General features: G+C 41.7%; 15 protein-coding genes. 2 read left to right on the plus strand and 13 right to left on the minus strand.

What is annotated here, in order from left to right; translation table 11 throughout:
• Positions 1 to 161: 161 nt before the first annotated feature.
• The 3 genes from ACQ93I_RS09960 to ACQ93I_RS09970 all read right to left on the minus strand — a co-directional run bounded on the left by ACQ93I_RS09960 (position 162) and on the right by ACQ93I_RS09970 (position 5090).
• Positions 162 to 2321: a glycoside hydrolase family 97 protein gene (locus ACQ93I_RS09960; protein ID WP_431698382.1), complete on the minus strand. Its 2160-nt coding sequence runs from the start codon at positions 2319 to 2321 to the stop codon at positions 162 to 164.
• A 193-nt stretch (positions 2322 to 2514) separates the two neighbouring features.
• Positions 2515 to 3795 (minus strand): alginate export family protein, encoded by a 1281-nt coding sequence (locus tag ACQ93I_RS09965; protein WP_431698383.1) that lies wholly within the window; start codon positions 3793 to 3795, stop codon positions 2515 to 2517.
• Between the two features lie 401 nt (positions 3796 to 4196).
• Positions 4197 to 5090, minus strand: coding sequence for a diacylglycerol/lipid kinase family protein (locus ACQ93I_RS09970; RefSeq protein WP_431698384.1), 894 nt, complete (start codon positions 5088 to 5090; stop codon positions 4197 to 4199).
• Positions 5091 to 5224: 134 nt separating this feature from the next.
• Between ACQ93I_RS09970 and surE the strand changes: the two genes are divergently transcribed.
• Complete coding sequence (gene surE / locus ACQ93I_RS09975) at positions 5225 to 5956, plus strand: 5'/3'-nucleotidase SurE (protein ID WP_431698385.1); 732 nt, start codon at positions 5225 to 5227, stop codon at positions 5954 to 5956.
• Between the two features lie 325 nt (positions 5957 to 6281).
• On the opposite strand, the gene ACQ93I_RS09980 is transcribed toward surE, so the two are convergent.
• The 10 genes from ACQ93I_RS09980 to ACQ93I_RS10025 form a co-directional block, all read right to left on the minus strand.
• Entirely contained in the window at positions 6282 to 7139 is an 858-nt protein-coding gene (locus ACQ93I_RS09980; protein WP_431698386.1) for a BadF/BadG/BcrA/BcrD ATPase family protein, read from the minus strand.
• Positions 7140 to 7194: 55 nt separating this feature from the next.
• The gene (gene gap / locus ACQ93I_RS09985) at positions 7195 to 8196 is read right to left on the minus strand and encodes a type I glyceraldehyde-3-phosphate dehydrogenase (protein WP_431698387.1); all 1002 of its coding nucleotides are present in this window, start codon (positions 8194 to 8196) and stop codon (positions 7195 to 7197) included.
• A 21-nt stretch (positions 8197 to 8217) separates the two neighbouring features.
• Entirely contained in the window at positions 8218 to 9204 is a 987-nt protein-coding gene (gene pfkA / locus ACQ93I_RS09990) for a 6-phosphofructokinase (RefSeq protein WP_431698388.1), read from the minus strand.
• A 124-nt stretch (positions 9205 to 9328) separates the two neighbouring features.
• Complete coding sequence (locus ACQ93I_RS09995) at positions 9329 to 10765, minus strand: alpha-amylase family glycosyl hydrolase (RefSeq protein ID WP_431698389.1); 1437 nt, start codon at positions 10763 to 10765, stop codon at positions 9329 to 9331.
• Positions 10766 to 10775: 10 nt separating this feature from the next.
• Positions 10776 to 13184 (minus strand): TIM-barrel domain-containing protein, encoded by a 2409-nt coding sequence (locus ACQ93I_RS10000; RefSeq protein ID WP_431698390.1) that lies wholly within the window; start codon positions 13182 to 13184, stop codon positions 10776 to 10778.
• Between the two features lie 2 nt (positions 13185 to 13186).
• The gene (locus ACQ93I_RS10005; RefSeq protein ID WP_431698391.1) at positions 13187 to 15028 is read right to left on the minus strand and encodes a glycoside hydrolase family 13 protein; all 1842 of its coding nucleotides are present in this window, start codon (positions 15026 to 15028) and stop codon (positions 13187 to 13189) included.
• Between the two features lie 12 nt (positions 15029 to 15040).
• Positions 15041 to 17347, minus strand: a complete 2307-nt coding sequence (locus tag ACQ93I_RS10010; RefSeq protein ID WP_431698392.1) for a glycoside hydrolase family 65 protein — start codon at positions 17345 to 17347, stop codon at positions 15041 to 15043.
• Between the two features lie 4 nt (positions 17348 to 17351).
• Entirely contained in the window at positions 17352 to 18011 is a 660-nt protein-coding gene (gene pgmB / locus ACQ93I_RS10015) for a beta-phosphoglucomutase (protein ID WP_431698481.1), read from the minus strand.
• Positions 18012 to 18019: 8 nt separating this feature from the next.
• Positions 18020 to 19378, minus strand: coding sequence for an MFS transporter (locus ACQ93I_RS10020; RefSeq protein ID WP_431698393.1), 1359 nt, complete (start codon positions 19376 to 19378; stop codon positions 18020 to 18022).
• A 107-nt stretch (positions 19379 to 19485) separates the two neighbouring features.
• On the minus strand, positions 19486 to 20523 hold the full coding sequence (locus ACQ93I_RS10025) for a LacI family DNA-binding transcriptional regulator (RefSeq protein WP_431698394.1): 1038 nt from the start codon (positions 20521 to 20523) through the stop codon (positions 19486 to 19488).
• A gap of 214 nt (positions 20524 to 20737) precedes the next feature.
• Here ACQ93I_RS10025 and ACQ93I_RS10030 point away from each other — a divergent pair, with 214 nt between their 5' ends.
• Positions 20738 to 23662: a SusC/RagA family TonB-linked outer membrane protein gene (locus ACQ93I_RS10030; RefSeq protein ID WP_431698395.1), complete on the plus strand. Its 2925-nt coding sequence runs from the start codon at positions 20738 to 20740 to the stop codon at positions 23660 to 23662.
• The last annotated feature ends 4 nt before the right edge of the window (positions 23663 to 23666 follow it).

The raw sequence follows: 23666 nt of genomic DNA on the forward strand, positions 1-23666 counted from the left end.
TCTGATTTCAATACTTCAGAAGAAGGTATTTCCCTCTCAATTTATTCCGCTTCAGTATAACGGAAATTAAAAAATCCCAATCAGGTTTTTTCAGAAACAGCAATAAAAAAACCGCTTAAAAAATGACATTTTAAGCGGTTCTTCAGAAGAATTTATTTCTACTACAGTTTTCTAAGGCCTCTGGTTTCAGATTTATCTGCTTCCATGATGCTGATGGCGTATCCACCTCCCGCAGCCGAGCGCTGCGATAACTTAGATTTGTTGTTCACTACTACCTTTTTTATCTCGTATGCCTGCGGATTATCTTTGTAATGCGCATCTTTAGCATCTGAATATATGGTGGCGATATAGGTTTTGTCGCCGTCAAGAAAATCAAATTTAATCTTTGAAGTTCTTGGCTGCTCCCCATTCACGTTCCCCACAAACCAGTCATTTGTACCTTTTTCTTTTCGGGCAATGGTGATGTAATCTCCAGGCTCTGCCTCGAGATAAAGGCTTTTTTGCCAATCCATTCCCACATCTTTGATAAACTGGAATGCATCCATAAAACGCTCGTAATTTTCAGGAAGATCTGCAGCCATTTGCAGCGGAGAGTACATGGTAACGTACAATGCCAGCTGGTTGGCGATGGTGCTGTTCACCCACGATTCATTCTCCGGATTCACCTTACTAATGTCCATTTCAAAAATTCCCGGCGTATAATCCATAGGTCCGCCAATCAACCTGGTGAAAGGCAAAACGGTTACGTGATTTGGCTTTGAGCCTCCAAACGCCTGATACTCGGTACCGCGAGCCGATTCGTTTCCAATGAGATTTGGCCAGGTACGGGCAATTCCTGTAGGTCTTACCGCCTCGTGAGCGTTAACCATGATCTCATAATCGGCGGCTTTTTCAATGGCATATTGATAATGATCTACCAGCCACTGGCTGTAGTGGTTCTCCCCTCTTGGCAGGATATCACCCACATATCCACTTTTTACAGCATTGTAGCCGTGATCTTTCATGAACTGGTATGCAGAATCGAGGTGACGCTCATAATTTCTTACCGAAGAAGAGGTCTCGTGGTGCATAATCATTTCAACACCTTTGCTTTTTGCATAGTCTCTGACTTCCTCCAGATCAAAGTCTGGATACGGAGTCATAAAGTCGAAAACATAATCTTTAGAATTCCCAAACCAGTCTTCCCAGCCAATATTCCAGCCTTCTACAAGCACTCCGTCAAAGCCGTGTTTCGCAGCAAAGTCAATATACCGCTTTACATTTTTTGTGGTTGCCCCGTGGGTATCATTGGGAGTGGCATTCTCATAATCGGTCTCCCCCAGTTTTACAGCAGGAAAGTCGTTGGTGTAATGCCAGGAACTTTTCCCGGTGATCATTTCCCACCATACGCCTACGTATTTTACCGGCTTTATCCATGAAGTATCGTCAATAGCTACAGGATCGTTAAGGTTGTAGGTCATTCTTGAAGCCAGAATATCACGGGCATCATCGCTCACAATAATCGTTCTCCAGGGAGTTTTTGCCGGCGCGATCATGTAAGCTTTATTTCCGGTTACATCGGGGGTAAGCCATGATTCAAAGATCATGTTCTCATCATCCAGCTCCAGGTGCATTGCAGAATAATCAAGCAAAGCAGCTTCATGCAGATTGATGTAAAGTCCTTCATCTGTTTTCATCAAGAGTGAAGTTTGCACTCCGGTATCCGAAAATGAGGTTTGAGAAAGGTTATCTGTAATAGAACCTTCCATTTCTCCTCTAATTTCAGAAAGTTTTGATTCAATATAATCATATTCCTGGGTGTCGTAATCTCCCGGGATCCAAAACGCGGTATGATCTCCTGTCATGGCAAACTGGGTTTTTTCATCTTCTACGATAAAGTGCCCCAGGTTTTGCTGCTGCGGAAATTCATACCTAAAACCGAGTCCGTCATTGAACACCCGAAACCGGATGATCATCTCACGATTGGTAGATTTTTGGTTGAGTACTACCGCGAGTTCGTTGTATTTATTCAAAATCTCGCTCTCTTCTCCCCAAACAGGCTCCCAGGTCTCGTCAAACTGAGATTCTTCCCGTTCAATTACTTCAAAATCATTAAGTAGGGAATGTTCATCATCTTTTATTTTAAAGCCCAGGGTACTGGTTTTAACCACAGGTTTCCCTTTGTAAGAAAGGCTATATGCGGGAGTACCGTCTTCAAGCAACTCAAATTGCATTTGCACTTCCCCATTGGGAGACGCCACTTTTTGAGCTACTGCCGGTGCGGTAAAACCTAACCAAAGGCAGGTAATTATTAGTAACTGCTTCATCTTCAATTTTCTCATTTTGTAATATTAATCGTTGATTTGAAAAACAAATATAATGCTTCTTATATAGAAGAAATGCACACTTCTCTCAACTTAATAAATTAAAAAAAGCTGTCTAAAAAGCTGTTCAGTGGTGGTTCTGAAAATGAATCAGAAGGCCACAAACATTACTTTTCAGACAGCTTTTTGTGCTGAAATATTATTTCTGAAATTAAATACCGGCGTCGGGATTTTGGGTTTTAGTAAAACTGAAAAGCTTCGGACTAAAATTCAACATTACCCATGCCCAGTTTTGTGCCTTCCCACTGTCACCACCTTTTAGGATCTCCAACGAATCACTTCCAAACATTTGAGAATATCCGAAGTTTATACCAAAGTCCTTTTTGAATTTGTATCCGGCAGAAAGGTCAATCTCGGTGCCCAGGTAACTGTCCTGTTCATTTCCGGTGACATCTACTATTTTTGCTGCTGAAGAAAAAATATGTGGTACCACCGAAAATTCAAATTTAGGAGTGACATAGGATAACTTTCCGTAGAGGTCCAGCAAACCGACTGAATTCTGGTGGTTACCCACATAAAAATAGTCCATATGTCCGTTAAAAGCGTGGTTGGTCCCAAAAAGCGGAGTGAAAGACTTATTTTCTCCCGAAGCATCGTCCATATCGGTTCCTGAGAGGTACTCTCCTCCCAGGCCTGCCTTCCAGTTTTGGTTCAGTTTATAATTGAGGTTAAGCCCCGCATACAAGGCAGAAACTTCTTTGTCATTGCGGCTTCCGGCCTGGCCGTAAACCCCTAAATCTCCAAAAAATTTCCCTGAAACAAAATTGTGAAAAGCCCCAAAAGTCTGGATATAATCTATCTCCCTGTCCTGTTGTACGGTGTCAAATTCATAACCTGTATTCATCAGCAAAAAGCTAAAGCCAACATTATTCACATCCATGTGGTACCAGGCCATTTGCAGGTTTTGATAAGAATTCACGAGGTAAGGCGCGTCAATAATGGTCTCGGCTTGGGCGTTATAAGCCGCAGCCACATCGAGCCTGTGATTTAAAGCAGGTTTCCATGAAAGCAAGGCTGCATCATGACTTTGCCCCTGCTGGGCCCAGTTCACCTCTCCAAGAATCCGTTGATTGTCGTAAGAAAGTACCTGCCGGCCAACCCGAAACAGCAAATTTGGATTCGCCTGGTACTGCCCGTAGGCTTCAAAAATTGAAAAAGCATTATTATCTTCAAGACGCATGGTAGGAGTATCTCCCCAAACACCAACACTCTGTCCCGAAAATTTTACCAGAAGTTCTTCATCCTGGTAACCCAGGGTTAAACGGCTGCGTTGGGAAACCTGTGCAGCAGGATCTGTGTTTTCAGATAAAAGTGTTTTGTATCCGTTTCGATATTCATAACGTGGCCGAATTTGCAGATCGGCTTCAAAAGTTTGTGCAGTAGTAGAAAAAAAGGTCAAAAGTGATGTAAAAAGCAGGAGGCTGCGTTTCATGAGAATATAATTTTATTGCACAAAAGAAGACAAAAATATCCTTATTCAATATGATCTCGCTCATACTGCTGCTTTTGCACCTCCAGCCAATAAAAATGAACCCTCCACATCATTTACCTCTCAAAAAGGCTAAAAATCGGATCTCTTTTCTTCGGAAGTTATAAGTAATAACTCAGCTCAATTGGAATTCTTCAGAAGCAGAAAACAAAAAGAATCAAGAAACGTGACACGAAAGCTTCCGTAGAAATTACCTGTCAAAAATGCCATTTTTGAGGCTGTACAGAAGTGGGTACAATATTAATTCTACTGAAAAACACACCCATACTCAGTTCGCTACAAGCTTCAGAAGAAATTGGGCGGAGCAACCTTTATTTGTTTCAGAAAATTAATGGAAAGCAATGCTAGGGTGTCAAAAATGTGAAAAATCCTTTTCGATTTTCCACCCTAATCTCTTCCTCCCGGTAGTCTTCAATAATCTCATCATCAATATGCACATCTTTACCTATCCACTTGAGGCGAAGCGACTTCACCTTGAGTAGATCGGCGAAATCTTCCAGTTTTTTAGCTGTATTCCTTTCGTTTAGATGATCTTGTATATAAGATTTTAGTTCCTCTCTTCTTTCCTCCGGCACTGTTATCAGTTCAAAATATCCGTCTCCGGTCTCAGCGTTGGGAGCGAGTTCAATATTGGGCCCAATATACCTGATATTCATAAGCTCTATGAGAAGGAATTTCCCTGTGATCTCTTTATCACCGGCAATAATAATTGCTTCGCGGGCTTCATAAGAATCTATGACCTTCACCAATGTTTCGCGGGACTTCTTTATCTCATCCTGTTTTTCATCATCATCAAGAGCTTTCATTTCGCGAACCAGTTTTGGAAAAATACCACAACCTATACCCTCAATAAAAAAACCGGCCTCTTCAACTCCCTCCACTATGCCAATATCAAAGCCTGTTTTCGTGTTTTGTGCTGTAATTCCTTCTTCCGGGACTTTTATACCGAGCGTTGTAGCTATATTATTGGCAGTACCGTAAGGCAGCACCTGCACGGGCACCTGCTTTATACTCTCTTTGGCTTCACGCATGAAATCAGCAAACTTTTGCACCGTACCATCACCCCCTGCCACAAAAATCACATCGGCTTGCTTGTGGGTAAATCGCTTCATAAAAGGATCATTGGTTGAAAAATAAGACACTTCAAAACCGGCTTTTTCTACCTGCTTAACAAGATTTTCTTTTTCATGATTCCCACTACCGGCTGTTGGATTATGAACGAGAATAGCTTTTTTCATGACGCGAGTTTACTTCAAATATAAGATGCTGACAGGAGTTAAAAAGGCTCGTTAACACAGACTTATAATTCTCTCGTTTCATGTTTTGCTAAAGTTTTGTAATTTCAGGAATAAGACCAAAAAACAATAGCATTATGAAAATACTGGTAACCAATGACGACGGAATATACAGTCCCGGCCTTTCGTGCCTGGCCAAATGCGCATCAAAATACGGCGAGGTAATCGTCATGGCACCCGATGTAGAACAGTCATCTATGGGGCAGGCAATAACTTCGGCCCGGCCCATCACTTATAAAAAATCCCCCATTCATTTTGAAGGAATGGAAGCGTACAGGGTTAGCGGGACCCCGGCCGACTGTGTAGCGCTGGGCGTTCATTTGTTTGATGATATTGACATTGTACTTTCGGGGATCAATATTGGTGCTAACCTTGGGAATTCGGCGTGGCATTCGGGGACACTTTCTGCTGCCCGGCAGGCGGTGCTTTTTGGGATCCGCGGAATTGCGCTGAGTGTCTCCGTCGGCGAGAACGAACCCGATTTCGACAATTTAGAACCTTATGTCGTTGCTTCCCTGAAGGAAGTGATGGACGAATCTTCTATGGAATTGCTCAACATTAATTTCCCAAGAAATCCTGAAGGCGAAATAGTCTGGACCTGCCAGTCGGTACGACATTATGATGGCAAGGTTGTACAACAGGAAGACCCTATGGGCCGCGAACATTACTGGTTTACGGTTTTCCCTATTGAAGAAGTGGAAGAAGGCACCGACAGATGGGCCGTAAAACAAGGCAAAACCAGCATTACCCCAATGATCCTCGACCTTACAGATAAAAAGATCTACGAGGCGAAAAATGGTAAAGCATAATACCTTCTTCGGAAATAGTTTCTTTAAATTACCTTTCAAAAATGACATTTTTGAAAGGTATTTTGGTAATAACGTAAACCGAAGCAGATAATTCCTTTTGTCAGCAAAAAATGCAATGATTAATAAGTAAGTCTACTTCTTCGGAAGAAAAAGATTTCAGATAAACCAAAACTTAAAAAGGCAGGTTCTTCCTTCCTATTATTTTTCAGCTGAAAAATTCTCTTTCAGAAAAAATCCTTCAGAAATAACATTTTAGAGACTTTATAAAAAAATAGCAGCCACCTGTAAGGGGTAGCTGCTATGTGAAAAACTGGAAGGTAAAAAGTTATTTCCCTATGATGTGTTTTCTGTAGTAGTCAAGAATTCCATCTATTGGCCGCTGTACAAAATTACCCGCCTCAAGCCTGTATGGCTGTAAAGAATCTTTGATAATATCCTGGGAAAAATAAGCGATTGAACCTACGAAATGTATTGGCACATTTTGAGCTTCTTTGAAGCAAAGTACTCTATGTTCAATAAAATTTTGCATTCCTTCGGCTATTAGCTGATAGAAATATCCATTTCTTTCATTTTTAAAGATGAATTCAGCAAAATGAGCTAGATATGTATTGGGATTATCCTTTTTGTAAATGTTCTCTTTTATGGTATCTGAAGAAAGATCGTACTCTTTTTCGAAGATCTCGGCGAGTTTCTTCGGCATTTTCTTGTAGTAATAATCCCTGATAAGCCTTTTTCCGAAGTAATTTCCGCTGGCTTCATCCATTAGAATAAAACCCAGAGAATCTGAGGCTGTTCTTATAGATTTCCCGTCGTAATAACAACTGTTGGAACCGGTTCCCAGTATACATACTATGCCCGGCTTATCGGTAACTGCATATACAGCTGCCACCATATCTTCCTGTACCTTTACTTCGGTGGCACCAGAAAAGAATGAGCTAAGAATAGATTGCAGTAAGGCTGTAGGTTTAGGGGTTCCGCATCCTGCACCGTAGAAATGTACTATTTCTACTTTCTCCTTTACCTGGCTTAAGTCAATATTTTCCTCCAGTCTTGCCTGAAGTACTTCGGTTTTGAACACTGCAGGATTAAGTCCTTTGGTGCGCGTTTTCATGATTTGCTCCCCTTTCGAATCTAGTAAGATCCAGTCACACTTAGTGGAGCCTCCGTCTGCTATTAAAATCATAGTAGGAAAGTATCAAAAAGCCCTGAAGGAAAATATCAGGGCTTTTTCTAATTAATTACTTAAGTGAAGCTACGTGAGCAGACAGGTCTACTAATTTAGCTGAATATCCATACTCATTGTCATACCATGCTACCAACTTAAAGAAGTTGTCATTCAAGGCAATCCCTGCACCTGCATCAAAGTTACAAACATGAGGGTTAGATACATAGTCTTGAGATACTACTTGTTCTTCGGTATAAGAAAGAATTCCTTTGTAAGGACCTTCGGCAGCTTTTTTGAAGGCTGCTTTGATATCTTCGTAAGAGGCAGCTTTCTCAGTTCTCACTGTAAGGTCAACCACAGAAACATCGGCTGTAGGAACTCTAAAAGCCATACCTGTAAGTTTCCCGTCAAGTTTTGGAATTACTTTTCCAACAGCTTTAGCTGCTCCGGTAGATGATGGGATGATGTTGATCAAAGCACTTCTACCACCTCTCCAGTCTTTTCTGGAAGGACCATCTACTGTCATTTGAGTAGCTGTAGTAGCGTGAATTGTTGTCATAAGACCTTCTACAAGACCAAACTCATCGTCAACGATCTTAGCTAATGGAGCAAGACAGTTGGTTGTACATGACGCATTTGAAACAACTTTATCATCTGCTGTGATATCCTGATGGTTAACACCCATCACGAACATTGGAGCATCTTTTGAAGGAGCTGAGATCACCACTTTTTTAGCACCTGCAGTAAGGTGTTTTGCTGCAGTATCTTTAGTAGTGAAAATACCAGTACAATCCATAACGATCTCGGCACCAACTTCGTCCCATTTAAGATCTTCAGGATTTTTTTCGGCAGTAATACGCACGGTTTTACCGTTCACAACAAGATTACCACCATCAATTTCCACAGTACCATTAAAGTTTCCGTGAACTGAGTCATATTTTAAAAGATATGCAAGATGGTCTACATCAAGCAGGTCGTTAATTCCCACAACTTCTACATCTTCTCTTGCGCTGGCAATTCTAAAAGCGATCCTTCCAATTCGACCAAATCCGTTTATTCCTATTTTAGTACTCATAATATTTGAATTTAATTTAAATTATACGGTGGTGATATTCAACACCCTTCTTAATTCTTTATCTAGTGGCCTTCGGCCTTTAATGGCAACTTCAAAGTCCACCGACGTTACAATTTTATTGGTTATTCCTACCATGACGCCACTTTCTCCCCTCAGGATGGCTTCAACGGCACCTACGCCCAGTTTACTTGCAAGTACCCGGTCGTAGCAACTTGGTGCACCACCTCTTTGCATGTGGCCCAATACAGATACCCTAATATCATAGCCTGTGAGGTTTTCGCCTATAAATTCGGCAAGTTCAAAAATGTTCTTTCCACTTTTTTCACCTTCGGCTACAACGATAATACTGGAGGTTTTACCGGATTTCCGGCTTTTCATGAGGGATTCCATCATCCTGTCAATTCCCATATCTTCTTCAGGAATAAGGATCTCTTCGGCCCCGGCTCCTATCCCACTGTTTAAAGCTATGTCGCCGGCATCGCGGCCCATTACTTCAACAAGGAAAAGACGGTCATGAGAACTGGCGGTATCACGTATTTTGTCAATAGCGTCAACCACAGTATTCAAAGCCGTATCGTAACCAATGGTATAATCGGTCCCGTTAATATCGTTATCAATAGTTCCGGGAATTCCTACAATGGGGATATTGTGTTCTTCCTGTAGGTGAATGGCACCGGTAAAAGTACCGTCTCCGCCAATAACCACAAGCGCATCAATCCCGGCTTCCTGTAATTTCTCAAAAGCTTTTACGCGACCCTCTTTGGTCCTGAATTCCTGGGACCGGGCAGATTTGAGAAAGGTTCCACCTTTGTTGATGACATTTCTTACAGAGCGGGCAGTGAGCACCTCAAACTCCCCTTCAATAAGACCTTGATAGCCTCTGTAAATTCCTATACACTCTATATCGTAGTAAGCACAGCTTCGGGTCACAGCTCTAATTGCTGCATTCATTCCGGGAGCATCGCCTCCCGAAGTTAAAACCCCGATTTTTTTAATATTCTCTAACATCCATGTAAAGCTATTTCAATTATATAAGATAACCTAATGTATTAAACTTCTCAAACGTTTTCGGTTAATAAAAAAGAAAAAAGCCCCATTTTTGAGGCTTTTTTATATTTTTTTGGGCTATTTATTAATTATCTGCTAATATTACATATTCCCATGGGCCGAAATGATATTGGTCATTTTTCTGCGTTTTAAAATCTTTTTTCCCAAAATTAACTTGCAGTTCATTTTCCAACTCAACGGTGAAATCCACCGGTTTATCTGAAAGGTTTGCTATATAAACCAGTTTCTCTCCATTATTTTCCCGCTCAAAAGCCAAAATCTGTTTGTCAGCCGAAGTTTGCAGGCGGTTATAACCTGCTGCCTCTTTTGCACCGTGAAGCGCTTCATTTGTAGCTTTAAGCTGTCCCAGTTTTTCGAGTAGTGGCCACATAGTTCCTTTGGTTTTGGAAATAGTGTCTTTTTCAAAGAACCTTAACCTCTTGTCCATATCATATTCCTGCCCGCTGTAGATCAAAGGCATACCGGGAAGAGTGTAAGTAAGAGCTACCATAGCTTCGGAAGCATCTCCCATTCTTTCGCGCACTGTACCGTTCCAGGAATTCTCATCGTGGTTGGTCACAAAGTTCATGAGGTAATCATCCTGTTGATAAGTAGTATCTATCTTTTTCATGTACGCATCCCATGCCTCAACAGTTACTTCTCCCTGGGCCATTTGGTTCATTAAATGATGACCTTCCCAATTGTAACCCATGTCAAACGCATTGTGGAACAAATCTTTATCTTCAGACTCTGCCAACATGAAAACCGGCTTTGTTTCCTGAAGTTTAGGCACTGCCTGGTCCCAGAATTCGGTTGGTACTTCCCCGGCAACATCGGCCCTAAAACCGTCAATATTGTGCTCATCGATCCAGTACTTCATTTCGGCAGTCATGGCCTCCCAAAGTTCTTTATTATCGTAGTTAAGATCGGCTACATCTGTCCATCCCCAGGATTCTCCCGTTTCAGGATTTAAAGGATCTACAGGCTCTCCCTTGTCATTCTGAGTGTAGAAATCTGGATGCTCTTCAAGCCATGAGTGGTCCCATCCTGTGTGGTTTGCCACCCAGTCAAGAATAACATACATGCCGTTCTCATGTGCAGTTTTTACCAGCTCATCAAGATCTTCTTTAGTCCCAAATTCAGGATTTACATCAGTATAATCGGCAATAGCATAATAACTTCCGAGGTATTTCTTTCTTTCTTCAGGATCTTCAATATCCTCGATACTTAAATCGCCGGTAGCTTTTCTTCGCACTTCAGAAATTGGGTAAATTGGCATTAACCAAATAACTTTCACTCCTAAATCTTTTAGCTGCGGAATGTCTTGTGTAAAAGCATCAAAAGTACCTTCGGGAGAATACTGTCGTATGTTGGCTTCGTAGATCACTGCCGACTCCAAAGTCTCGTTGTCAACAGGCGCAATGCTCTGCTCCTCCTGAACTTCGGTTGCACCCTGCTCCGGCTCATTTTTACAGGAAGCCAGGGTTAATATGCCCAGTAATAAAATTGAAATTTTTTTCATGTGAAAAGGTTTAATTAATAAATGTAAGGGTTGTATTATTTTCTTTTAAAGCCACGGGTATCACAGCCCGTTGCTCGTTTGCCTGGTATTCGAAAGGGATTCTTTTCCCGCTTACCAGTATCTCTTTTGGCTTGCGCTGCAAATTGTGAATGATGAGATCTATTTCTTTGAATTCTGAAGATTTCTCCTCTTTGCCGGGCTTTTTTGAAATGCTAAGCTGTAGTTTATTGCCTTCTTTTCGGCTTTTTAGATAAAGAAGCTCGTACTCCCCCGTCACAAAAGTTTCGGGAGTTTTACCGTCATCATGATAAAGGATGTCTTCAGTTTCACCTGCTTCCCTGTCATAAAAGTAATGTAGCTCTACATCTTCTGCGGAAAAATTCTGCGTGGTTTGCATAGGTTTTGCCATGGGAATAAAGGCGCCGCCTCTTACAAAAGTTGGGATATATTCTTCTTCCAGCTGAATTGTAGCCGTACTGCCCCCGGAATATTTCTTTCCTGAATAAAAGTCGAACCAGTTAGATCCCTTCGGAAAATATACCTCCTGTTCTTTAATATTCTCCTGAAGTACAGGCGAAATCAAGAAGTTCTTACCCCACAGGTAAGTACCTGCAACCGAGTAAAGCCTGAAGTTATCCGGTTCTTCAAAATACAGAGGTCGCATAAGCGGCAATCCTTCGGTAGAGTTTCTGAAAGCGAGGGTGTAATTATAAGGCAGGAGTTTGTAACGGAGTTCGATCGCTTTTTTAGCCAGTTCTTTGGTGCGTTGTTCTCTAAAAACAGGTTCTGAAGGCACTTCTTCCTGAGCGTGTGGCCGGTAAATCGGCTGAAAAATCCCGTACTGCAACCATCTCACATACAACTCGTTATTCAGGTTATCACCTGCAAATCCGCCGAGATCGGAGTGCATATAGGCGAGTCCCTGTAATCCCATTTGTAGTGAAATTTCAGGCTGTGGTTTTAAGCCGCCCCAGCTCCTGTTCACATCGCCAGACCATGGCATTAATCCGAAGCGCTGTGACCCTGCAGCCCCGGCGCGCATTAATATGAACGGTCGCTGGTCTAAAAAGGCATTTTCATAACCTTCATGTATTAATTTGGCCCAGTAATGCCCGTAAATATTGTGCATTTCATTTGAAGTGCCCGTCGCGTGTATAAGATCTTCAGGATGAAGTTCGGGTTCTCCCAGGTCGCCCCACCAGCCGCCAACACCCATCTGGGTGAGCTCCTTATAAATATTCCAGAACCACTTTTGTGCCCCGGGCTCAAAAATGTCAATTAAGCCGGTGTTTCCAAAGTAAAAGTCATAGGTAAAAGGGTTTCCGAGGGAATCCTTTGCTAAAACGTCATTTTTCACAGCTTCTTCCCAACGGTTTGACGTGGTGAGAATAAAAGGTTCGGTCACCAGAACGGTTTTTACCCCGTCTTGTGCCAGGTTGTGCATCATTTCTTCAGGATTCGGAAAAGAATCGGTTACAAATTCGAGATTTCCCATAGTTCCGGTAATTTCATGCCCAAACCAGAAGAGATCAATGATCACGGCATCTACCGGAATTTCTTCTTCCCTAAATTTCTCAATGGTTTCCTCCACTTCCCTGTGGGAATGATAGCCAAAACGGCTTGAAAAATTCCCCAGCGCCCACCGCGGCGGCAACGGCTGCCTCCCGGTTAATAAGGTGTAATTACCAACAATATTTTCCCAGCTTTTTCCCACCACCAGCTGGTAAGTCTTTCTCCCGCCAATTGTTTCATAGCTAAGGGTATTGCTATAGTTGCTGTCCAGGTCGAGAAAGCCGATAGGTGCATTATCAAAGTGCAAAAGGTACTTTTCTGAAGACAGCACCACGGGCAATGTAAAGTTGAGCAGCTCACTTTTGGTCTCGTAGCCGTAATGCGCCCTGTTGTACAGCTCCAGCCTATTCCCACGCCTGTTCATTCCCAGGGCACGGGCGCCACCACCCATCAACACTTCGGCTTCGGTAAGGTTGAAATCTATCTTTTCAAGCTCCTCTCCTTTTGAATAACCTGTTTTTTCTGAAATCACCTTTTCTCCTTCAAAAAAATAGGTGACCTGAAATGGCATTTTTGACACCACAATATCAAGACCTTCAGAATCAATAAGAACGGATTCCTTTTCTTCGGAAACAGTAAAATTAACCGCCTGTGGCTCAAGCACCACGGCGTGCGATTTCTCCATATAATCTTCTCCCGAAGGAATAAAGGCAGTCTCAACGATCTCGGGAGTGAAATACTTGAAGATGTATTTACCGTCAGTTGTTGATACCTCAACGCCCGATTCGGTTTTCGCTACTTCCCGGAAAATTCTTTCCGGGTTTTGAGCGAATAAAGAGAAAGACATCAAAAGAAGGACATTCAAAAATGCCATTTTAGAGAGGTCTTTCAGCAGGGAGTTTATCATGATTATTTTAGTTCAAGTACAAGAGAGGATTTTCCTGAAACTTCAAGATCCTGATCAAGAGAGAGCTGCTCTCCCGAAATAATATCTTTTCCTGAAGTTGCGCCAGCCAAACCTTCAGCAAAACGAGTAAGATCAAGGGTTTGAGCTTCAGGATTGTTGTTGATCACCACCATTACCCTGTCATTTTCGTTATACCTGAAGTAAACGTAAACATTGTTGTTTGGAGCGTACTGCAACAACTTTCCGGTATGAATTACCTCGTTGTACTTACGGTAATTCAGCAGTTTTTTGGTGAACGAATGGTATTCATTCTGTTGTTCGGTTCTTCCGGCTTCAGTAAAAGCATTTTGCTCATCTCCAGCCCAGCCTCCGGGGAAATCCCTGCGAATATCGGCATCTCCTTTTGCAGGTTTGTCGCCGCGCATACCAATCTCATCTCCATAATATAACTGTGGAATGCCACGAGTGGTTAAAATAAGCGTCATGGCGAGTTTGTATTTATCTACATCTCCGTCAAACTCTTCATTAATACGGTTGGTATCGTGGTTGGCCGCAAACACTAAAAGATTGTAAATGTCATTGTAAAGAAAGTCGTTGGCAAAATTGTCATAAGCCCTTACCATACCATCTGCCCAGCTTTGTTCATCTTCATTGAACATCACCATGATAGCATCGTGAAGCGTGAAATCCATTACTGATGGCAGGTAGGAATTATAGCTTTGAATAGCTCCAACAGGAGAATCTTTTTGCCAGTATGAAATTTGCGCCTGATCGTGCATCCAAACCTCTCCTACAATGTTGAAATTTGGATATTCATCCATTATTGCTTTAGTCCATTTAGAAATACCTTCCTTCTCATTATAAGAATAGGTGTCTACTCTAAAACCATCCAAACCTGAATATTCTATCCACCAAATGGCATTTTGGATAAGGTAATTCAGCACCAACGGGTTACTTTGATTAAGATCGGGCATGGTAGATGTAAACCAGCCGTTCTCATTTAATTCTGTATCCACTTTTGAGCTGTGGGTATCAAATTGGGTGGTCATGCGGTAGTTTGAATTCTTATAGCCGGGAAATTGGTGCACCCAGTCATAAGTCGGCAAATCCTTGATCATCCAGTGCTCTGCGCCCCAGTGATTGGTCACATAATCCATGATCAACTTCATATCGCGCTTTTCCATTTCGGTAGCCAGGCGTCGATAATCTTCATTAGTTCCATAACGCGGATCTACTTTGTAAACATCACTTTGTGCATAGGTATGATAAGAATAAGCAGAATCATCATCTTCAAGCAAAGGCGTACTCCATATTGCAGTAACACCAAGGTCTTCTAAATAATCGAGGTTCTTGATGATACCTTCTATATCGCCACCATGCCTGCCTCCGGGATTGCTTCTGTCTGCTTTCTCCTGGAGTTTAGGATCTGAGTCATTAGAAGGATCGGCATTGGCAAACCTGTCGGGCATGATAAGGTAAATAGCGTCTGACGCATCGAAACCTTCTCTAAGTGCCGATCCCTGTTCCCGCTCCTTTAGCTCATAACTATGAGTGAAGCTTTTTTTCCCCTTTTTGGAAAACCTGATGTTGTAGTTACCCGGCGCAAGATCTTCAGTTTGCACGGTCACAAAAACGTAATTCGGATTTTCGGTTTTTCTCACATTGCTAATCACCATTTCTTTGGGGGCAGAAATGGTATATTCAGCAATATTTTTTCCGTAGAACATTAACTGAACTTCAGAATAATTCATGTCGCTCCACCAGAATGGCGGTTCAACCTTTTCTATTTGTGCACTCAACGAGACACTAACCAGAAATAAAAAGAGGAAAAAAAACTTCTTCATTATATTGATATTTTAAACTGTGACAGGCACACTGGGTTCAACTTTAACCGGTTTTCCTTTTACCAGGATCTCCAGGGGTTCATCACCTTCAAGTGAGAAACTTGTTTTGCCTGGTGCCACGTTAATTTTTAAGATTTGATTTCTGAAGTTGAGCTTGAACGAGAAGCTTTCCCAGCCTTCAGGAATTTGCGGATTAAACGACAATGCACCGTCCAGCACCCGCATTCCGCCGAAACCTTCAACGATGCTCATCCAGGTACCGGCCATACTTGTAATATGACAGCCCTCTTTCACTTCATTGTTATAGTCGTCAAGATCGAGCCTTGAGGTTCTAAGGTAGAATTCGTAAGCCTGCTCCATTCTTCCTAAAGCCGCAGCCTGTATACTGTGAACACAAGGCGAAAGGGAAGATTCATGAACGGTAAGGGGCTCATAAAAATCAAAATGCTTTTCAAGCTCTTCTTTTGAAAAATGCTCTTCAAAGAAATAGAACCCCTGCAACACATCGGCCTGCTTGATATAGCACGAGCGCAGGATTCTGTCCCAACTCCATTTCTGATTAATCGGACGCTGAGATTTAGGTAACTCGGATACCGGAATGATCTCCTTATCTAGGAAACTATCCTGTTGTAAGAATACTTTATACTCTTCGGAATAAGGGAAATACATCTTTTCTGAAACTTCTTTCCATTCGGCTAATTCTTCAGCAGAAAGGGCGGTCTTAGCCATTAACCTTTCATAATCTGAAGCATATTCAGATTTAACCTTTTCAAGACTTTCCATACAATAATCTATACACCATTTAGCCAGGTAATTGGTATACCAGTTATTGTTTACGTTGTTCTCATATTCATTAGGGCCGGTGACACCCAGTATTACGTATTTATCTCTTTTTGTGCTGTAGTTTGCGCGCTGTTGCCAAAATCTTGCAATAGCGATCATTACTTCAAGTCCTTTTTCGGGGATATAACTAAAGTCCCCGGTATAGTCTGCATACCTCTTAATAGCTACCACCATAGCACCATTCCGGTGAATCTCTTCGAAGGTGATCTCCCATTCATTATGGCTCTCTTCCCCGTTCATAGTAACCATTGGATAGAGTGCCGCTCCATTAGAAAAGCCTAATTTTTCAGCATTTTCAATGGCCTTGTCCAGTTGGTTATATCTATAAGTAAGGAGATTTCTTGCTACATGCTGATCTTTTGTAGCCATGTAGAAAGGAATACAATAGGCTTCGGTATCCCAATAAGTACTACCTCCATATTTTTCGCCAGTAAAACCTTTAGGACCAATATTGAGGCGAGCATCTTCGCCAAGGTAAGTCTGGTTAAGCTGGAAGATATTGAACCTGATTCCCTGTTGGGCTTTCACATCACCCTGGATAGCGATATCGGCAGTTTCCCAGATAGAAGCCCAGGCTTCTTTTTGTTCGCCGAGCAACTTTTCAAATCCGGCTTCAACCGCAGCATCAAGAACATTTGTGGCAGTATTGACAAGATGGTCACGATCGTGATTCATATCGGTAACATAACCTGCGAATTTGTGAAGAGCAATTTTCTCACCCTTTTTGGCTTCAGTAGTGTACCTGAAGATCACTTTTTCATCAAAGTTAACTTCGGAAGGTTCTGCATTTACCTTTTTTCCTTCTTTAAAAAGAAGAGACTGCATGAAAGCAGTAGCATGAAATTCAGTTTTTAAAGTCTTAGCGGTAATGAATCCCTGTTGATCTATGGATTTAACTTCCAGTGTCTTCCAAAATTTCTCTTCCCAATTGGCGTCTTCATTGGTGATCCCACTATCAAGATAGGGCTCAAAAATGACAGTTGCGTCACTGTTTTTTACCTGAATTTCATAGTTGATCGCACCAAGTTCGTTTCTTTTTAGAGAAAGGAACCTGATCACCTTCACCTCCACCTCAAGATCATTAGGCATAACCGCAGTAAAACTACGTTCATACCAGCCTTCTTTCATGTTGAGTTCCCTGCGATAATCTCTTACCTCCTTACAAGTAGCAAGATCGAGAGCTTCCTCATTGATAAACACATTGATCCCAATCCAGTTGGGGGCATTTAAAACTTTGGCAAAATATTCGGGATAACCGTTCTTCCACCAGCCCACTTTAGTTTTGTCGGGGTAGTAAACTCCTGCTATATAGCTTCCCTGAAAAGTACTCCCGGAGTAATATTCTTCAAAGTTTGCTCTTTGTCCCATAGCTCCGTTTCCAATGCTAAAAAGACTTTCTGAAGACTCTACTCTCCCTGCATCAAATCCCTCTTCCAGAATTGACCAGTTATTCGGTTTTATATAATCCTGATTCATTTCTTTACTTTCTAAGTATTTTTTCTATAAAATCAATATCTATTTCGGTAAAATCGGCGAAATTATAATCCGCTTGTTTTAATCTTTCACTATCTCCTATTCCTATGCTTATCATTCTGGCCACGTTAGCTGCCTCAACACCTGCAACAGAATCTTCAAAGACAATGCAGTCTTCGGGCGCCATTCCGAGTTTTTCAGCAGCAATTAAAAAGACTTCGGGATTGGGTTTGGCTTTAGTCACATCATTTCCATCAACAATAGCCGTGAACCTCTTTTCAATATCCAGCCCTTTTAATATAGGACGGGCATTTTTACTCGCCGAGCCCAGGGCAAATGGAATATTATTTTCGGTTAAATAATCCAGTACTTTTTTTACTCCCGGTAATAGATCGGCCTCATCCATGTGGGCGATCCTTGCCAGGTAATCTTCATTTTTGGAGGTCATGAGGCGTTCAAATTCACTCTCGCTTACCGTTTTATTCCCCCAGCCCAATATTTGCTCAAGGGAATGTACTCTACTCACTCCTTTTAACTGTTCATTTTGTTCAAGTGTAATATCAAAACCCAGATCATTGGCCATCTTTCTCCACGCCAGGTAATGAAATTTTGCGGTATCAACTATTACTCCGTCCAGGTCGAATATTATTCCTTTTGAATTCTTCATCATTTTTTTTAAACTTTTTTTACTACTACCGGTTCATCCACATCGTGAATCCTCACACATAATGCGGCGGCTATAAGAAAGGCTACACCACTGGTCACCAGGGCATAAATAGGATCTCCATCATAAAGGTATTTTACCATGAGACCTCCTATTAAGGCATTAATAATTTGGGGAATAACAATAAAGAAGTTAAAGATCCCCATATAGACTCCCATTTTTCTCGGCGGAATTGATCCTGCCAGTATTGCGTAAGGCATTGCAAGAATACTTGCCCAGCCAATTCCAACTCCTACCATAGAAAGCAACAACCAATATTCGTTAGGAGCTATATATATAGACAGCAGCCCCAGGCCTCCCAAAACGAGAGAGAACATGTGGGTGGTTTTTCTACCCATTTTTAGTGCAATTGCAGGAAGGAAAAAGGCAAAGACTGCCGAAACTGCATTATAGACTCCAAATAATACTCCCACCCAGTCCCCGGCATCCTGGTAAGTTTCACTGCTGTTATCTGAAAGTGGCAGGTCATATATATGATGTGCTATTGCCGGTGTTGAGAACACCCACATTCCAAAAAGGCCAAACCATGAAAAGAACTGTACCCAGGCAAGCTGGCGCATAGTGAATGGCATGTTTTTGAAATCGGTAAAAATGTCTAACAGACTGGATTTCTTTTCAGTTTCCACTTCATCTTCGGAAACGTGATCATCCATTTTTTCAAGTTCTTCGGGAGAGTATTCCTTGGTGGTGAAGACTGTAACGAGAATACTAATTACCAGGATCGCAGCTCCTATAACAAAAGAGAGCAAAAGGTGCAATGGTACTTCCCCGGCCACAGCACGATTGCTAATGTTAAACCAGTTGGCAAGAACGTAAGGCAACCAGGAACCTACTACAGCTCCAATTCCAATTAAAACTGTTTGAACACTAAAGCCCAGCGTGCGCTGGTCTGAAGGAAGATTATCGGCCACCAAAGCCCTAAAGGGTTCCATGGCGATGTTGAAGGATGCATCCATTACAAAGAGCATCCCGGCACCAATCCAGAGAGATGGAAGAATGGCAATAAAAAGATCGGCATTAGGCATTAAGATCAAACCTGCTGCTGCCATTAAGGCACCGGTAAGAAAAAAAGGCCGTCGCCGCCCTAATTTGGTCCAGGTTCGGTCACTGTAGTAACCAATAATAGGTTGGACTATGAGTCCGGTTATAGGGGCCACAAGCCAGAACCATGACAGTTCATGAACATCGGCTCCAAAAATTTGCAGAATTCTACTTGCATTGGCGTTTTGTAGGGCAAAGCCAAGTTGTATGCCCAGAAATCCAAAACTCATGTTCCAGATCTCCCAAAAACTCAAGGTGCGTTTTTGCATTATCGTATTGTTTGATTACGATAAGCTGTTTAGACTTATCAAAACTTATTAAAGGAAAGTAGAAATATAAGTTCTGATATAAAATCCCGGCAAAGATAATAAAAATATTAAACGGCCGGCATTTTTCTGTTTTGTGTAGATTCCCGTTCTATAAGACTGGTTTTCACTATGGTGGTTTGGAATTTTTCTTCTGTAGTAGCTTTTTCGATCCTGTCAAGAAGCAAATCGGCGGCTTTTGCACCCATTTCGGCCCCATGTTGGTTTACGGTACTCAAAGTCGGAATAAACCTGCGCGAGAGTTCTCCGTCAGAAAAGCTGAGAACAAGCACATCTTCAGGCACAGATAGATCCTGATCTTTTAAGGCCTTAACTGCACTTGTAGCAAATTGCTCATTAACTGCAAATACCCCGTCAAATTTTCGGTCTTTCAGGAATTGAGCGATCTCTTCATGACTGTTATCTACATCTTCAATTTTCAGAATAAGATCTTCTTCAGCAGTAAGGTCATTATTGCGGAGTGCTCTTAGGTAGCCTTCAGTTCGAAGTTTACCCACGCTTATATAATCAACCGTAGTGATAAGAGCAATTCTTCGGCAGCCATTATCAATAAGATGTTGAACAGCATCCCTGGCCCCGTCGCTGTCATCTATGATCACCTTATCACATATAATGTCATTCACCACCCTGTCTACCATCACCACCGGCATTCCCTGATTAATAACTTCTTCAAGATGGTGATAATCTCCCTTTTGCTGAGTCTCTTTGGCTACAGAAAGAATAAAACCATCTATACTCCCGTTAGCCAGCATCTCCATATTTATCACCTCCCTATCAAAGGAATTGTTTGATAAACAGATGAGAACGTTATATCCCCGCTTGTTGGCTACCTCTTCAACCCCACTAATTACAGTAGCAAAGAAATCATGAACTATTTCGGGCAAAACCAAGCCAATGGTCTTAGTCCTTCGGTTCTTTAGACTTAAGGCTATATTATTAGGCTTATAGTTATAGAGTTTGGCAAAAGCCTGTATTTTTTGTCTCGTATCGTCACTTATTTCGGGACTGTCGCGTAAGGCTTTAGAGACTGTGGAGACAGATACGTCAAGTTCACGAGCAATCTGCTTAAGGGTAAGTTTTGGTTTCATATTTAGGGGATCAAAATTCGAGACGAGTTAAAAATGGCAAATCTATTATATTTTACTGTTAAATTATGATTATGATAAAGTTTTCAACACGAAATCGTTTTCGAGGGGTTTGCGGTTTTATTTAATACCTGTAGATCCTTTTAGAATACCTACTTTTATTCCCGGAAAGTAGAAATATAGGGTTAAAATAAGTAAAACCTAACAAAGCAAATTTATGAGAACATTTATTAAAAGCACATTGCTCATGTTATTGATGCCAATGAGCTTTTTTGCTCAATCCACTGTTAGCGGTATTATTACCGAAAGGGATACCGGGATGCCCATTCCGGGTGCTAACATAGTAATTAGAGGTACCACAACCGGTACCACTACAAATTTTGACGGGGAATACACACTTGACGGGGTGAATCTTGATGACGTGATAGTGATATCATATATTGGATTTACTCCCCAGCAAATTCCTTTTACCGGGCAGGAAACAATAAACGTACAACTTGCCCCCGATACAGCTATACTTGAAGAAGTAGTTCTAATTGGATACGGTTCCACGCGAAGGCAGGATGCTACCGGTGCCGTTCAACAAATTTCCACCGAAGACTTTAACCAGGGAGCCATTGTCTCTCCTGAACAGTTGATTCAGGGTAAATCGGCCGGGGTTCAAATTACCTCTGGTAGTGGTGCGCCCGGTGGGGGCACCGAGATAAGAATTCGTGGTGGTTCATCTTTATCAGCCAACAACTCACCACTTATAGTGGTTGACGGTGTACCTCTAGATCAAAGAGGTGTACAGGGTGTAAGAAACCAGTTGAACGCAATTAACCCTAATGAGATCCAGGATTTCGTAGTACTTAAAGATGCTTCGGCAACTGCCATCTACGGTTCACGGGCCTCTAACGGTGTAATTCTTATCACTACTAAAAAAGGTAAAAAGAACTCAGACCTTAAGTTTGAGTATGACCTTAAAGCTTCTGTTGGAGAAGTAGTAGAAACAGTTGATGTTCTAAACGCTGAGCAGTTTAGAAACCTCATTGAAACTACTCCTGGTACCGATGTGGGTCTTTTAGGTGATGCCAGTACAGATTGGCAGGATGAGATCTACCAGACTTCGGTAGGTGCAATTCACAACCTTACAGTTTCACAGGGTCTTGAGAATTTTTACTACAGAGTGAACTTCAACCACACTTCTCAAACCGGGGTCTTAAGAACAGATGCTTATGAGAGAAATGCGTTGAACACTGCGTTCAATTACGATCTTCTTGACAATGATCTTAAACTTACACTTACCGCTAAGGGAAGTATTGACCAAAATGATTTTGCTGATGAAGGGGCTATTGGTGCCGCAGTAAACTTTGATCCTACCAAGCCTGTTTATGATGAAAACAGTCGCTATGGAGGTTTCTATGAGTGGACGAACAACAAAGGAGTTGCTTTACAACAAGCTACCCGAAATCCTGTAGCACTTTTACTGCAACGGGAAGATGAAGGGAAAACCAAACGTTTGATCACAAACTTCAACATAGATTATAGAATCCCATTAATTGACGATCTAAAGTTCAATTTAAATGCAGGAGTTGATTATTCTGAAAATGACGGTTTTAACATACGCCCTACAACTTCTGCAGTTGTACTTCAGGATATCGCCGATGAAGAGATTTACTGGGGAATGAACAGAAACCAGTTACTGGATTTCTATTTCAACTATAAGCCTTATGTTGAATCTTTAAGCACTGCTTTTGATTTCACAGTAGGACATTCTTACCAGGAGTTCTTTATCTCCAGCCAGCAGAGATATACCGATGCTGCCGTAGAAGGAAACTGGGTGCTAAATCCAATCACAATTGACAGGAATGCCCTTGAATCTTACTTTGCAAGAGCAAGTTTTGACATTGACGACAAGTACCTGATTTCAGGTAGCTATCGTATGGACGGTTCTTCCAGGTTTAGTGAAGATAACCGATGGAGCTCCTTCCCTGCTGTCTCTCTAGGTTGGAAAGTCAACAATGAAGACTTTCTTAAAGATTCAGGCGTACTTTCAGAATTAAAATTAAGAGCAGGATATGGGGTAACAGGTAACCAGGAGATTGGTCCTAACTATGGCTATATGGGTATCTATACACCGAGTGAAAGAGGTGCCAGCTACCAGTTTGGTGATCGTTTCTATCAAACCCTTAGACCAGAAGAATATGACAAAGATCTTCAATGGGAAGAATTACAAACCTATAACGTAGGAATTGACTTCGGACTCTTTAATGATCGTTTATCAGGTAGTGTAGATGCCTACCACAGAACTACCGAGAACCTGTTGGCGGAAGTACCAGTTCCTGCCGGTGCTAACCTTTCTGACAGATTGATCACTAACGTAGGAGAAACTGTGAGTAAAGGTCTTGAAATTGGACTGAACGGAGATTTGATCCGGTCAGACAAGATGAACTGGTCTGTTAACTACAACATCACCTTCCAGGATCTTGAAATTACAAAACTATCATTGGGAGAAGATCCAAACTTCTTTATACCACAAGGAGAAATTAGTGGAGGAGTTGGTAACATGATCCAGATCTGGAAAAAAGGCATTGACCCAACTACTTTCTTTGTCTACAGACAGGTTTATGATCCAAATGGAGAACCAATTGAAGGTGCATATGTTGATGTGAATGGAGACAATACCATTACTGAAAGCGATCGTCAACCATACAAAAAAGGTTCCCCAGACTTCTATATGGGCTTAAGCAGTAACTTCAACTATAAGGATTTCGACTTCAGTTTTACCTGGAGAGGAAGTTTTGGAGGTTACATGTACAACAACATGCAGTCTGCTACCGGATTTAGAGGAGCGGGAACTGTTACTCCACAGCCTTACTATTCAAACTTTAACTCAAACGTTCTGGAAACAGACTTCAATGAAAGTCAATTCTTCTCAGATTACTATGTTCAAAGTGCAGATTTTGTGAAGCTTGACAACGTGTCTATTGGATACTTAATTGCAGGTGAAAAGGTAGACTTCCGTGCTTCTTTAACCGCAACCAATGTATTGACCATTACAGATTATGACGGTCTTGACCCTGAGATCTCTGGCGGAATAGATAACAACTTCTATCCACGACCAAGAACGTATACTTTAGGTCTTAATCTTACTTTTTAGAGAA

The sequence above is a fragment of the Salinimicrobium sp. WS361 genome, from assembly GCF_050750585.1.
Taxonomy (GTDB): domain Bacteria; phylum Bacteroidota; class Bacteroidia; order Flavobacteriales; family Flavobacteriaceae; genus Salinimicrobium.

Excerpts from the sequence above, each read along its gene's own strand:
- ACQ93I_RS10020 (WP_431698393.1), bottom strand. The coding sequence starts at position 19,378 with ATGCAAAAACGCACCTTGAGTTTTTGGGAGATCTGGAACATGAGTTTT.
- gap (WP_431698387.1), bottom strand. The coding sequence starts at position 8,196 with ATGAGTACTAAAATAGGAATAAACGGATTTGGTCGAATTGGAAGGATC.
- ACQ93I_RS09995 (WP_431698389.1), bottom strand. The coding sequence starts at position 10,765 with ATGAAAAAAATTTCAATTTTATTACTGGGCATATTAACCCTGGCTTCC.
- ACQ93I_RS09960 (WP_431698382.1), bottom strand. The coding sequence starts at position 2,321 with ATGAGAAAATTGAAGATGAAGCAGTTACTAATAATTACCTGCCTTTGG.
- pgmB (WP_431698481.1), bottom strand. The coding sequence starts at position 18,011 with ATGAAGAATTCAAAAGGAATAATATTCGACCTGGACGGAGTAATAGTT.
- ACQ93I_RS10010 (WP_431698392.1), bottom strand. The coding sequence starts at position 17,347 with ATGAATCAGGATTATATAAAACCGAATAACTGGTCAATTCTGGAAGAG.
- ACQ93I_RS10005 (WP_431698391.1), bottom strand. The coding sequence starts at position 15,028 with ATGAAGAAGTTTTTTTTCCTCTTTTTATTTCTGGTTAGTGTCTCGTTG.
- ACQ93I_RS09980 (WP_431698386.1), bottom strand. The coding sequence starts at position 7,139 with ATGATTTTAATAGCAGACGGAGGCTCCACTAAGTGTGACTGGATCTTA.
- ACQ93I_RS10000 (WP_431698390.1), bottom strand. The coding sequence starts at position 13,184 with ATGATAAACTCCCTGCTGAAAGACCTCTCTAAAATGGCATTTTTGAAT.
- pfkA (WP_431698388.1), bottom strand. The coding sequence starts at position 9,204 with ATGTTAGAGAATATTAAAAAAATCGGGGTTTTAACTTCGGGAGGCGAT.
- surE (WP_431698385.1), top strand. The coding sequence starts at position 5,225 with ATGAAAATACTGGTAACCAATGACGACGGAATATACAGTCCCGGCCTT.
- ACQ93I_RS09970 (WP_431698384.1), bottom strand. The coding sequence starts at position 5,090 with ATGAAAAAAGCTATTCTCGTTCATAATCCAACAGCCGGTAGTGGGAAT.
- ACQ93I_RS09965 (WP_431698383.1), bottom strand. The coding sequence starts at position 3,795 with ATGAAACGCAGCCTCCTGCTTTTTACATCACTTTTGACCTTTTTTTCT.
- ACQ93I_RS10025 (WP_431698394.1), bottom strand. The coding sequence starts at position 20,523 with ATGAAACCAAAACTTACCCTTAAGCAGATTGCTCGTGAACTTGACGTA.
- ACQ93I_RS10030 (WP_431698395.1), top strand. The coding sequence starts at position 20,738 with ATGAGAACATTTATTAAAAGCACATTGCTCATGTTATTGATGCCAATG.